Origin of the sequence: Bacillus sp. SB49 (assembly GCF_000469135.2) — a bacterium.
In the GTDB taxonomy this organism is placed as follows: domain Bacteria; phylum Bacillota; class Bacilli; order Bacillales; family Halobacillaceae; genus Halobacillus.
On record NZ_CP048117.1, the window covers coordinates 2,523,296 to 2,535,998 of the forward strand.

General features: G+C 45.5%; 14 protein-coding genes. 2 read left to right on the forward strand and 12 right to left on the reverse strand.

Annotation, left to right across the window (positions count from 1 at the left end; translation table 11 throughout):
• The 6 genes from M662_RS13265 to M662_RS13290 form a co-directional block, all read right to left on the reverse strand.
• A complete protein-coding gene (locus M662_RS13265) occupies positions 1-1,314 on the reverse strand; it encodes a CBS domain-containing protein (RefSeq protein WP_008635351.1) in 1,314 nt (437 codons plus the stop codon).
• A gap of 174 nt (positions 1,315-1,488) precedes the next feature.
• Entirely contained in the window at positions 1,489-2,169 is a 681-nt protein-coding gene (locus M662_RS13270) for a metal-dependent hydrolase (protein ID WP_008635352.1), read from the reverse strand.
• A 127-nt stretch (positions 2,170-2,296) separates the two neighbouring features.
• Positions 2,297-2,692, reverse strand: a complete 396-nt coding sequence (locus M662_RS13275) for a DUF350 domain-containing protein (RefSeq protein ID WP_008635354.1) — start codon at positions 2,690-2,692, stop codon at positions 2,297-2,299.
• A gap of 16 nt (positions 2,693-2,708) precedes the next feature.
• Positions 2,709-3,374 carry a DUF4247 domain-containing protein gene (locus tag M662_RS13280; protein ID WP_008635356.1) on the reverse strand — a complete coding sequence of 222 codons (666 nt, stop codon included), beginning with the start codon at positions 3,372-3,374 and terminating at the stop codon, positions 2,709-2,711.
• Positions 3,375-3,438: 64 nt separating this feature from the next.
• On the reverse strand, positions 3,439-4,110 hold the full coding sequence (locus M662_RS13285) for a PspA/IM30 family protein (protein WP_008635361.1): 672 nt from the start codon (positions 4,108-4,110) through the stop codon (positions 3,439-3,441).
• 15 nt (positions 4,111-4,125) lie between these two features.
• Entirely contained in the window at positions 4,126-4,638 is a 513-nt protein-coding gene (locus M662_RS13290; RefSeq protein ID WP_026577101.1) for a DUF4178 domain-containing protein, read from the reverse strand.
• A 223-nt stretch (positions 4,639-4,861) separates the two neighbouring features.
• Here M662_RS13290 and M662_RS13295 point away from each other — a divergent pair, with 223 nt between their 5' ends.
• A complete protein-coding gene (locus tag M662_RS13295) occupies positions 4,862-5,827 on the forward strand; it encodes a bile acid:sodium symporter family protein (protein ID WP_026577100.1) in 966 nt (321 codons plus the stop codon).
• A gap of 41 nt (positions 5,828-5,868) precedes the next feature.
• On the opposite strand, the gene ald is transcribed toward M662_RS13295, so the two are convergent.
• Both ald and M662_RS13305 read right to left on the reverse strand, forming a co-directional pair.
• Positions 5,869-6,987, reverse strand: coding sequence for an alanine dehydrogenase (gene ald, locus M662_RS13300; RefSeq protein WP_026577099.1), 1,119 nt, complete (start codon positions 6,985-6,987; stop codon positions 5,869-5,871).
• A 41-nt stretch (positions 6,988-7,028) separates the two neighbouring features.
• Complete coding sequence (locus tag M662_RS13305) at positions 7,029-7,793, reverse strand: SDR family oxidoreductase (protein ID WP_008635379.1); 765 nt, start codon at positions 7,791-7,793, stop codon at positions 7,029-7,031.
• Positions 7,794-8,318: 525 nt separating this feature from the next.
• Here M662_RS13305 and M662_RS13310 point away from each other — a divergent pair.
• The gene (locus M662_RS13310) at positions 8,319-8,771 is read left to right on the forward strand and encodes a universal stress protein (RefSeq protein ID WP_008635381.1); all 453 of its coding nucleotides are present in this window, start codon (positions 8,319-8,321) and stop codon (positions 8,769-8,771) included.
• 35 nt (positions 8,772-8,806) lie between these two features.
• Here M662_RS13310 and M662_RS13315 read toward each other — a convergent pair whose 3' ends face one another.
• The 4 genes from M662_RS13315 to M662_RS13330 all read right to left on the reverse strand — a co-directional run bounded on the left by M662_RS13315 (position 8,807) and on the right by M662_RS13330 (position 12,556).
• The gene (locus tag M662_RS13315; protein WP_026577098.1) at positions 8,807-9,319 is read right to left on the reverse strand and encodes a MogA/MoaB family molybdenum cofactor biosynthesis protein; all 513 of its coding nucleotides are present in this window, start codon (positions 9,317-9,319) and stop codon (positions 8,807-8,809) included.
• 2 nt (positions 9,320-9,321) lie between these two features.
• Positions 9,322-10,149, reverse strand: a complete 828-nt coding sequence (locus M662_RS13320; RefSeq protein WP_008635388.1) for an EcsC family protein — start codon at positions 10,147-10,149, stop codon at positions 9,322-9,324.
• Positions 10,150-10,253: 104 nt separating this feature from the next.
• On the reverse strand, positions 10,254-11,378 hold the full coding sequence (locus M662_RS13325; RefSeq protein ID WP_051348871.1) for an acetate kinase: 1,125 nt from the start codon (positions 11,376-11,378) through the stop codon (positions 10,254-10,256).
• A gap of 185 nt (positions 11,379-11,563) precedes the next feature.
• Positions 11,564-12,556: a class I SAM-dependent methyltransferase gene (locus tag M662_RS13330; protein ID WP_008635392.1), complete on the reverse strand. Its 993-nt coding sequence runs from the start codon at positions 12,554-12,556 to the stop codon at positions 11,564-11,566.
• Between the last annotated feature and the right edge of the window lie 147 nt (positions 12,557-12,703).

A 12,703-nucleotide genomic window follows, 5' to 3' on the forward strand; every position in this document is an offset into this window, starting at 1 on the left:
TCATCTATCAATTAATTGGGCCATGAGCAAGGCTTTTCCAACAATTGCCTTCCCTTGGTGGACCTCTACATCCACCTTAGCGAATTTCCGACCGACTTCTAATATCTGCGGACTTATTTCAATTTCGCTATCGATCTGAACCGGTTTGATGAAATAAACGGATATATTCTCAACGACAAGGTCCCCTTTTTTATGTTTCCGAAGCAGCCTTGAGGAGGACTCTGTAATAAGCGATATAAAGACGCCATAGGACATCGTGCCGAGCTGGTTGGTCATTTGGGGTGTGACTTTTGTCTTCCACTTTACAGGCTCACCTTCTTCCGCCTGTACTTCCATACGGTTTGTGGCAAGGTCGTCGATGGTTTCACCAACCTGTGGCTGCCGTTGTATATGCTGGAGAGCCTTCAGCACGTCCTGCCTGGAGATGATTCCCTGCAGTTTCTGAGCAGCATCTACGACAGGCATCAACTCGATTCCTTCCCATACCATTACGTGAGCAGCATTGGCAAGCGATGTTTTCGGATGGACGGTCATAGGGTTCTTCGTCATCACCTTGTCAATTTTCGTATCGGCACTCTTTCCTATTACGTCTTTGGAAGTGACGATGCCGACCACTCGATTTTGAGAATCCACGACGGGGTAACGGCTGTGTTTTGTTTCTTCGTTCAGGTCATGCCAGTGATCAACGCTGTCCGTCGTCTTTAAAAACTTAGAATCCTCGTAGGCTGTATAAATATCATCCACCAATACGATTTCCTTTTTGATCAGCTGATCGTATATCGCCCTGTTGATCATCGTTGCGACGGTAAATGTATCGTAACTGGTTGAAATGACAGGCAGCTTCTTTTCATCTGCAAGCTTCTTAACCGCATCGCTCGTATCGAAACCACCGGTTACCAATACTGCAGCACCCTCCTGGACGGCCAGTTCATGAGCATTCGTACGGTTCCCCACGATAAGAAGAGACCCTGCTTCTGTGTATCGCATCATGGCTTCCAGCTTCATCGCGCCTATAACGAACTTATTTAGTGTCTTGTACAGCCCTTCTCTGCCACCAAGCACCTGACCATCTACAATATTTACAATCTCAGCAAACGTGAGCCGCTCGATGTTTTCTTTCTTTTTCTTCTCAATTCGGATTGTACCCACGCGTTCCATTGTGCTGACAAGATCCTGGTTTTCCGCTTCTTTAATTGCCCTGTATGCCGTTCCTTCACTTACGTTCAATGCTTTAGCGATTCCGCGCACGGATATTTTGCTTCCAACGGAGAGTGATTCGATGTGTTCAAGAATTTGTTCGTGCTTTGTAGCCATAACTCACCATTCTTTCTAACTGTACCAGTCATTTGTTTATTATTGTTATTATACAACTGATACAGTACTTCCGCAATTTTTCCCACAAAAATCCAAATAAAAAACCCGCTGCACAAACTTCTAACTAAAACAGCCATCTGTCCGAAAAGTCGACAGATGGCTGTTTTACGGCCTTTATATTGTAATTTCATCTCCAGGTTCAAGCACTGTTCCTTTTCCAGGTTGCACCTTGTTCGCAAAACCTTTCCCATCCTGCTCAATTAACTCAAACGTGTTGTAATGGATTGGAACGACCTGTTTTGCTTGGATCCACTCTGCTGCCGTCAACGCATCTTCCGGCCCCATGGTGAAATTATCACCGATTGGAAGAAAAGCCAAGTCGATATCATTTCTTTCACCAATCAATTTCATATCAGAAAACAAGCCGGTATCACCTGCATGGTAGATCGTTTTCCCGTCAATCGTTAATAAAATCCCCATCGGCATTCCTGTGTAAACGATCGTACCGTCTTCTTCCGTATAGGAAGAACCGTGGAAGGCTTGCGTGAACTTCACATGTCCAAAGTCGAATTCATGACCTCCGCCGATCGACATCGGATGGGTGTCGACTCCTTTATTCCCCAAATACTCTGCTAACTCAAAGGGAGCCACGATTTTAGCACCGGTGCGCTTTGCTATCTCCACCGTATCCCCGACGTGGTCGTTGTGCCCGTGCGTCAGAAGGATGACGTCTGCTTCTACTTCGTCTGCCTTTAAATCTGTATTCCCGTTCCCTGATATGAATGGGTCGAACAGGATCGTCTTTCCATTCGCTTCAACCTTGATAACTGAATGTCCATGATAGGATACTTTCATTCTCCAACACTCCTTCACCATTATTGTTAAGTCGGATTACAGTCAGGCCTACTACCTCACGGGGGATTTTCCCTTTCTCTTTCCTTTCAAAACACCAGGGATTCCTGGGTGGAAAGTCAGCGCTCCCTTATGTAATCGAAGCTCCAATGACAAGCGCCAGTCCTATGGAGACCCCTACAGAAATGATCCCCACTGCCGTATTATTATTCTTCAACTGCGTCTCTACAGAGAACTTTCTAGTGAAAAGCTCGAATAACACATATGCGACCATTTGCAATACGACACCGAACGCTCCCCATATCAACGTATCCCATACAGTAAGGCTGTGATAAATAGCGAACGAAAGAACGATACAGATTCCGATCACTTTTCCAGCAATGGACAACGCCACTGCTTGATTTCCCTCTTTTACTTCATCCCAGTCCTTGTATTGTCTGGTCATCCATTCAAAGATGACTAACCCTATGACTACGACTGCAATGGCAATTGCAAAGTAACCCAGTGTAATTAAAAATGGCTCCATGTATATCTGCCTCCTTTTATTTCCCTACTCCGGGGCCGCCCCCGCGATTATTCGAACTTCTGATTGATCCGGCGCCGGAACCAGAATTGTAGCTTCCATAACCGCCATAACAATCTCCAGCTGCCTGACAGGAAGAACGGCGCTGATCATACCAATTATTTGAACCCAGCATCCGATTAAGAAGGTATCCGGCGAATAATCCATTGAAGAAGCTCGGTGAGTAATTATTCCTTACGAACTCATCGGAAGCTATTTCCATGGTTACAACCCCTGGTTCTTCTTCACTCTCTTGTATGATGACAAAGTCATCATCATATACAAGAACCTGTTTCCCATCCTGCCTTTCACTAATTTCCTCCGGGGGAATCGCTTCTGACAAGGCATCTGCTGTTTCCGGCAAGGATAATTGGCGGGTCGCATACACCTCTGACGTACCTTGATCCGTATTCACTACATCCAATAAAGGAAAATTGTTTCGAATCAATACTTCTGCAGACTGCGCATCCGAATTTTCAATATCTTCCAGAATTTCCGAACGATCCGGTTCTTCAGGAAGGTTCTCATAAGTACTTTCGGCAACAGACCCCGACATCCCTCTTTGTGCATCCCCGCTGTTAAAAAGATTAATAATGACAGCAAGTGCGATGATACCAATGAAGATGAGACCGGTATAATTCTTCACCCTATCTCCTCCTTTCACAAAAAACAGCCGTGCCTAACTAAGATTCAGTTAGGCACGTTCTGTCTTATTCTTTATTCATTTTACGCTTCAAGGCTTCGAGTTCGCTATCCACATTACCCTTATCATCAAGCGCTTCGAATTCATCATCAAGAGAACGGCTGGCAGATGTCATGTCATCGCTCGTTTCCGCCTCCGCCTCAAACTGCATGACCTTCTCTTCCATACGCTCAAATCCCTGACGTGATTCGTCCCCTCCGATACTGGACATCGTACGGTTCATCTTTGTCCTTGTCTTCGCCGATTCTGCACGTGCTTTCAGTGAGTCTTTCTTCAATTTCATTTCCTGATATTCTTTCTTCATGTCATCGAGCTTTTCTCTAAGCGTATTGGCATCCTGCTGCGCACGTTCCCAGGAAGCTTTCAACTGCTCTGCTTGTTCCTGGTGGTTGTTCTTATCTTCTAAAGCGCGTCGTGCCAAATCTTCGTTACCTGCTTCCAGCGCTTTTTCCGCCTGCTTCATCCGCTTATCAGCTAATGCCTGAGAGTCATCGTACTTACGCTTTAACATTTTCTCGTTCGCAATCTGCTTGGCTACAGCACTCTCGGCTTCCCGAATATCGTTCTCCATATCGCGCATGAACTGATCCAGCATTTTCACCGGGTCTTCTGCTTTATCCAACATCGCATTCAATTCCGATCCAACCACTGTTTTCACTCGCTTGAAAAATTTAAACATTCTAGTTCCTCCTTATTATTTCGAACCTGCAATAATTTTTATTTCGTATGGTTCAACATCATATCCTGCACTTGCTTCCACTTCGCTGCCCCAGGACTCCAGACTCAAGTAAGTCTCCTCATCTTCCGAAACATACTCCGCATACCTCGTCGTCCTTCCGTTTATGTTTTTACTTCTTCCTTCACCGGTGACACGCGCTTCGCCTTCCTCGTCCTTATAGAAAGTCTTCCCCTCGTGTGTCAGCTGCTTCGGGTAAGGCATTTGAACGGGCATCTGAACGGTTTCATAGATCCCCAGTTCCAATTCATCATCCATTTCAGCAGCGAGCCATTTGGTCGTATCCCCTTCGAGAAGTTGATAAGAGAACCATTCATATGATCCATCTCTATACGTGATTTTACCTACTACTTCATAGTCTGCCAAATCGTAGGTGATGATATCCCCGACCTGTATGTTTAAGACCGTTCTTTCTTCTACGCTTGATTGCTGTTTTTCTGTTTTTGAAAAAAGCCTTGAAAAGAAACCCAAATCCTCACCTCTCCTTCTTGCTTTGCTCCTGTGTACTATACGTACGAATGAACGTTTCAAAGGTTTCACTCTTTCTAAATATTTTATCGTATTTCCGTCTTTATCTAAATCAATAACTGCTCTTCATTTTTTTTTTCGTTTTTTTCCCCTTCTTCAACCTTTGTTTTTTCTGAAAAGAGAGTATAATCAGAAAATATATTTCTACTTGAGGAGCTGACATTAAATGAGAGCATTAGCAAAAGCAAGTCAATTCGTAAGCAGTACCTTCGCCCTCTGGGTCGTTTTATTTGCGGCATTATCCTTTTTTCTGCCTTCCGGTTTCACATGGATCGCTCCTTATATCGTTCCGCTTCTCGGAATCATCATGTTCGGAATGGGGCTGACCCTCTCCAAAAAGGACTTCCAAGAGGTGTTCAAGCGTCCCAAAGACGTTGCCATCGGAGTCGGGGCTCAGTTTGTACTCATGCCGATCCTTGCATTCCTACTTGTAAACATTCTTCCTGTTTCTCCGGAAATTGCGGTAGGAGTCATCCTCGTCGGATGCTGTCCTGGAGGTACTTCCTCCAACGTCATGACTTATTTATCCAAGGGGGATACCGCACTTTCTGTAGCCGTCACCTCTGTATCGACGCTGCTGGCACCATTCCTGACTCCATTTTTAATCTGGGTCTTCGCAAGCCAGTGGCTGTCCGTATCGGCGTCTGACTTGTTTATATCCATTGTAAAGGTGGTACTCGTACCTATTCTGCTGGGATTGGTAGTGAAGGCTGTTTTGAAAGAGAAGGTGGAAGCGGGGGTTAAAGCACTGCCGCTCGTATCTGTCGTCAGCATCGTAGCCATTGTCGGTGCGGTCGTGAGCGTCAACCAAGCACAAATCGCTCAAACCGGAGCTGTCATTTTTGCTATTGTTTTTCTTCACAATATACTCGGGTACGCGGCAGGTTACGGGCTTGGCAAGCTGTTCCGCATGAAAGCACCTCAAAAACGCGCCATCGCTATTGAAGTCGGAATGCAGAATTCTGGACTCGGAGCATCGCTCGCAGCTGTCCACTTCAGTCCACTTGCAGCTGTACCTAGTGCCATCTTCAGCGTATGGCATAACATTTCCGGACCGATCATTGCGACAATTTTTCGGAAACAACAAGAGAAGAAAGAGACAAAGGCGGAGAACTTTCACAAATCAGCGTAAAAAAAGAAGCAGGGAATGGTAAATTCCCTGCTTCTTTTTTATTATGCATGCAATAGATCCTCTGGCGGCGTATACTCCAACCCCTGGGAGTCAGCTACGGCTTTATAAGTAAGATATCCATCCACTGTATGCAGGCCCTTCTTCAACGCTTCATTCTCTCTCAAGGCCTGCAAATATCCCTTACCTGCCAGTTGGAGCGCATAGGGAACCGTGACGTTCGTCAACCCGATTGTAGATGTTCTGGGAACTGCTCCAGGCATGTTCGCAACGGCATAATGCAGCACGCCGTGCTTTAGATAGGTTGGATCGTCATGTGTCGTAATTCGATCCGTCGTCGCGAAAATACCACCTTGGTCGATAGCTACATCAACGATTACCGACCCTTCCGGCATCGCCTTAACCATTTCCTCCGTTACCAGCTTAGGGGCTTTCGCTCCGGGAATTAATACAGCTCCAATGACTAAATCGGACACTGCTAGGGATTCCTGGATGTTCAGTGGATTGGACATGAGTGTCTGAATTGAATCCCCGAATATATCATCCAATTGGCGAAGGCGCTCGGGATTGACATCAATAATGGTTACATCCGCTCCCAGACCAAGGGCGATTTTGGCAGCATTCGTGCCGACTACGCCTCCTCCGATAACCGTCACCCGGCCCCTTGGGACTCCTGGTATTCCACTTAAGAGAATGCCCTTGCCTCCGTGGGATTTCTCAAGAAACTGAGCACCGATTTGGGAAGCCATTCTTCCTGCAACCTCACTCATCGGAGTCAGTAAAGGGAGGGAGCCGTTTGCAAGCTGGACAGTCTCGTAAGCGATGGAAATGACCTTGCTGTCCATTAAAGCACGAGTCAGCTCCGGTTCCGGCGCCAAATGCAGGTAGGTGAACAAGATAAGGCCTTCCCTGAAATAATGATACTCTGCAGGCAGAGGCTCTTTCACCTTCATCACCATTTCCTGATCCCATGCTTCTTTTGCAGACGGGACGATCGTCGCACCTGCTTCCTGGAACTGTTCATCCGTGAAGCTTGAGCCATACCCTGCTCCTGTCTCGACGTAAACGTCGTGACCCGCTCCTGTCAAACTGACGACACCAGCAGGAGTCATTGCAATCCGGTTCTCATTATTCTTCGTCTCTTTTGGTATTCCGATCTTCATAAAGATCGAACCTCCTGTCTAAATTAAATACTTCCCCTTTCTTACCGATGTCGGTGAATGACATCTAAACCACCAGTCACTTCGTAAATGGATCCTGTAATCATATCTGAATCTTCCCTGCAGAGAAAATCAATGGTTCTGGCTATATCTTCTCCTGTACCCGGTCTGCCGATCGGTGTTTCTTCGTCCGAAACTTTCCTGCTTTCTTTTATAGAAGCTTCCTTCCATTCTCCCACAATGTTACCGGGACAAATCATATTGGATGTGATGCCGTATTCCGCTTCTTCAAAGGCGATGGTCTTTGTTAAAGAAACAAGTCCGACTTTTGCTGCAGCAAATGCAGAACGATAAATCCACCCAGATGCTGCATTCGCACCTTGAAAACCATAATTTATAATTCGACCGAATCCTTGATTCCTCATGTGCGGAACCGCTTCTTTCATCAAATAGAAGACAGCATCAAGATTCCCTCTGATCATAGCATCCCACTCTGCCTCTGAATAATCCATCAATTTCTTTCGCTCAAAAATATATGGACCTGCATTATTGATTAGAAAATCGATTCTTCCGAATTGACTAAACGCTTCCTGAATAACAGACTTTACATCTTCTTTATGCGTAACATCAGCCCGAATCAGTTGTATTCTCTCTTCCCATTCTTTAAAGTCATTCCGTAACGATTCGGCTTTTTCTGTGTCATTTAAATAAGTGACTGTCACACTATGACCGTTCTCCAGCATCTTTTCTGTGACTTTCCGCCCTAACCCTTTCGTTCCTGCTGTAATGACTGCATGTCTCCTAACCATATTCCTTCCTCCTCTTCCGTCAAAACGTTCTATGTAAGCCATTTATATGACTTCGACTCAGGGGATGAGTAAAATGTTTGTGAACCCTGATCGCACTGCTTACAGAGTTCTTTCCAGCAGGGGATATCTTTTGCGGGGCACCTTACCTTTAACAGGTGCTTACCTTTTACTTTACTATAAATACCCCCATCCCATCATTGTTAATGCTTCCGAGCAGGTTGAAATTTCTTTTTCCTACTCTGTACCCTTTTGCTGACAGAGATAAATCCCCCGCAACTAAAGTGCGGGGGATTGTTTCTGTTTATTTACCTTTTCTACCCGATTGATACGTTTCATTAAGTGGCGCCGTCTCTTCCTGCTGTCTTTCATTCTCGCGTTCCAATGGATTGATCGGTTTTTTCTTCACCTTTATCACCTCGGTAAATAATGTTCGCAAAATTCACATTTTTATACATGGAAGAATGGTCTAGAGAAGCTTCCTGCGTGATATAATGAAAATAATTACAAGGAAGGGGGCATCAAGGCATGACGTTTGAATATAAAGATATTGTGGTTGCAGTGGATGGATCGGAAACGGCAGAGGTGGCATTCAAAAAAGCGATCGACATCGCAAATAGGAATGATGCAAATCTGGTTTTGTCCCATGTTGTAGATACAAGGGCTTTTGCGACTGTGGAGGCCTATGACAGATCATTGGCGATCCGAGCAGAAAAGTATGCTTCCGAGCTTTTGGAAGAATATCGGGAAAAAGCATTGAAATCCGGTGTAACCAATGTAGTCGTCCATATTGAATACGGATCACCAAAGGTGAAGATTGCCAAAGATGTCGCTCCCAAATTTCATGCGGACTTAATTATATGCGGCGCTACAGGATTGAATGCCATGGAAAGGTTTTTCATCGGTAGTGTTTCCGAACATATTACTCGGTATGCAAAATGTGACGTACTGGTGGTACGGGCAGATGAAGATAAAAAATAGACAAAAGAGACCGGTAGTAGACCGGTCTCTTTTCCTTATGTATCTTTCTTCAACTCATTTACCACGTGATTTAACTCAGGAAGAATCAGGCGTTCCATTGCAAGCTTCACAGCACCTGTCGAACCAGGCATCGCAAAGATTGCTGTTCGCTTAATAACTCCCGCCGTTGCACGGGACAAGATGGCGGCGGAACCGATATCATCCGTAAAGCTGAGCATCCGGAATATCTCTCCGAATCCCGGCATCCCCTTATCAAGCAATCCATCCACGACCTCCACCGTGACATCGCGCCCGGCAATTCCGGTCCCCCCGTTCAAAAGAATGACATCGATGGAAGCCTCTTCCACACCTTTATGAATCCAGGAAGCGATCGCTCCTTTTTCATCCTTCACGATTCCATAGTCAGAAGTAACATGTCCTGCCTCTTCCAGTCCTTTCATGATCAACTTCCCACTTTTATCCGTTCGCTCATCTCTCGTATCACTTACGGTGAGCACAAGGCAACGGATAGATTCTTCCGTTTTTCTCCTATGGTCATGTACCGCCATCTTCAATCCTCCTCCTTCTCCAGAATAAATCTGTATTGATAGAACTTCATCGCAAACTCCGTCACCTGCTTCGTCAAGTGAAAATTGGAATATGCGCCGATTGCGATACTGATGAACGGAAGACCCTGGATCAGCTTTTTACGGAACATGAGGATGAACAAGGACTTAAAACATTGTTTTAACGGCTGCTCCAGCCATCCCTCATCCGTCAGGCTGTCATTTCCCTCGTAAATGTAAGGATGTCCCTTGCTTTTTATTTCTTTCACAAGATCGTCCCAGGCGGCCGCCTTCAACCGTTTGGGCAGCGTGGCTGCGTGGAAGACCTTAAGGGAGACCATCATTTCATACGGATGATTCATTTCATGACCGAATGTCAATCCAATTAATTGAACCGCCCGAAGGTTCATGAACATCATGAGTGGATAATCCACTCCTAAAAAAAGCCATCCCCCGGTCCCGGTCAACCCACCTTGCGCGAAAGAATAAAAACGGCCTCGTGTCGTTTGCTGTTCAGCGATATACGTCAGCTGGTCAACGGTAAGCCGCTCCTTCATGTCAGAAACGCGTTCAATATTTTCATCGAATACACGCCCCACGGTCAGAATGCGCTCCCTCGCTTCATGCTGATAAGAGGTACCTTGAAGAAAGGCATGCGTGTGAAAGAACCAAGTATCCAGCTGCGTAAAGAACTTTCTGCGCACAACCGGATTCAGCGATAAGAAGCTCTGACGGATCCACTCGTCATAGATACTCTCAAAATCATTAGGTTGATATTGTTCATATTGGGCAAGCCAACTATCCAGTTCAGAAGAAATTCGGTTATAGGACACGACGACACCCCCTGTATTTTCACTACTTTCCATTTATTGTAGACCTAAAGGATAAAAAAAAGCAACGGCTCTTCTAGTCATAGAAGGACCGTTGCGAAAAAACATTATAGACCTTTTTCAACCGTGTCACGTGCAATCATGACTTCCTCGTTCGTAGGAATGACCATGACTTTTACTGGTGAGTGTGGATAGTTAACGAAAGCTTCCGAACGTGTCTGGTTTAAGGATGGATCCCAGTATACGCCCATGAATTCCAGCCCTTTCAGGATACGTTCGCGCATCGTAATACTATTTTCTCCAACACCGGCAGTGAAAATGATTCCGTCTACTCCATGCATACGCGCAGCGTAAGAGCCGATATATTTATGGATACGGGTAACGAATACTTCTAGCGCCATTTCTGCACGCTCGTCTCCTGCATTCGCACGCTTCTCCACATCACGAAGGTCGCTGGATACACCGGAAAGTCCCAGAAGGCCACTTTCCTTGTTCAGGACGTTCATGACTTCATCCGCAGTTTTACCTGTCTTCTCCATAATAAACGGAATCAAGGCAGGGTCGATGTTACCGGAACGCGTTCCCATCGTCACCCCTGCAAGCGGAGTGAAGCCCATAGATGTATCGATGGATTTCCCGCCTTCGATAGCGGCAATACTTGCCCCGTTACCTAAGTGACAGGATAGCAGGCGAAGTTCCTCAACAGGACGACCGATCATCTCTGCAGCACGCTCGGATACGTATTTGTGAGAAGTTCCATGGAACCCGTACTTACGAATGCCGTAATCTTCATAGTATTCGTAAGGAAGGCTGTAAAGGAACGATTGCTCCGGCATAGACTGGTGGAACGCCGTATCGAATACAGCTACGTGAGGCACGTTTGGAAGTACTTCACGGAACGCCTTAATCCCCGTCAGGTTTGCCGGGTTATGAAGTGGAGCCAAATCAGAAATATCTTCAATTTCCTTAACGATTTCATCTGTGATCAGAATGGACTCGTTAAAACGCTCTCCACCGTGAACAACTCGGTGACCAACGCCGTTAATTTCATCCAATGATTTAATGATACCGTTGGCTGTCAATTTATTTAGAAGAATCTTAACTGCTTCTTCGTGGTCAGGAATATTCGTGACCGTTTTATCTTTTTCCCCATTGAATTCAATAGAGAAAATCGCATCATCCAGCCCGATACGTTCAACAAGGCCGACAGTGATGACTTTCTCTTCAGGCATTTCAATCAATTGGAACTTCAATGATGAGCTACCTGCGTTAATAGCAAGAATGTTATTACTCAATGTTGCTCAACCCCTTAAATTTAGGTTCGTAACTTTCTACCATTACTATTTAATCACCCGATCCTGCCAATTTCAAGGCGGTTACGTGATGATAACGTTTACTTCATATATTCATTATTTTCTCACAATTCTCCGGCTTTATAAGCATCAAACCACCCGTTCATCTGAGAGAGGATATCCGCCATGGCGTTCGGATTCTTGAAGGAAGGAAGCTTCGCAAGCAATGCCTGCTTCGGTGCTTTGGTTTCTTTCCCTTTCTTCTGAAGAATAAGGATGCTCTTTCCGTGTTTTTCGTCTTTGAATAAGGAATCAGACAGTTGCAGCATCCCGACGATATGGGCATGTTCACGCAGATAGGCGTTCAGGGATTTGGACTGATCGCTGTCAAACAGGAAGTTTGGAACGATGAACATGAGATAGCCGCCGTCTTTTGTATAGCTCATTCCCTGCTCGATAAATAGGTGATGGGCATAGGAGTGGCCCTCCTCCGCTTGGAGTTCGAACCTTTCTGCGTTAACATCATCCGGATAATATCCGACAGGCAGATCTGCTAACACAAGATCGACCGGTTCCATTAAGAAAGGTTTGAGACTGTCCTGGTGGAAAAACTCAATTTCATTCTCCTGAAGGTTGGCATTAGCGACAGCCAGTTGGACCAATGTAGGATCCACTTCACTGGCATAAGCCGTCAAAGGCATACCGAGCTGATTCATGACGGATGTAAGAAGGTTCCCGCTCCCTGCGGCCGGGTCAAACAGCTTTAATGCTTCTTCCCCATCAAATAACTTTGTCGCAAGGTACCCGAGGAACATTGCTACAGAGTCAGGGGTAATTAAATGCTGCTGCTGGGTAGCACCTTTCATCCCTTTCAAAATGGCTAGTTGGACCGCTTTGCGGACTTCCTCTTTTTCAAAATCCTCTTTTTTCACCTTCACCAATTCATTGGTAAGAAAGGTTTGCAGACTATCCCCCATATCATCGAAGGGTTTGCCATTGAAAAGGACGTCCATTGTTTCCGCAATGGCTTCAAGGTACGTAATGTTCATATCTTCAGAAATGGTCGTAGCCGTATCATCTACCCATTGAAACAGTTTCTCCACTTGTGCTTGCTTCATCATCATTCTCCTTAACTATCAAGAGTTTTCACAGAAAATCGGCGCACCTTCTTTCAACGATCGAGAAAAGTGCGCCTCCCTTCTACCAACGTATCCACTTTCATGGTTGTCTATATCAACCATATCGAAATATGGCCGGCAATTCAA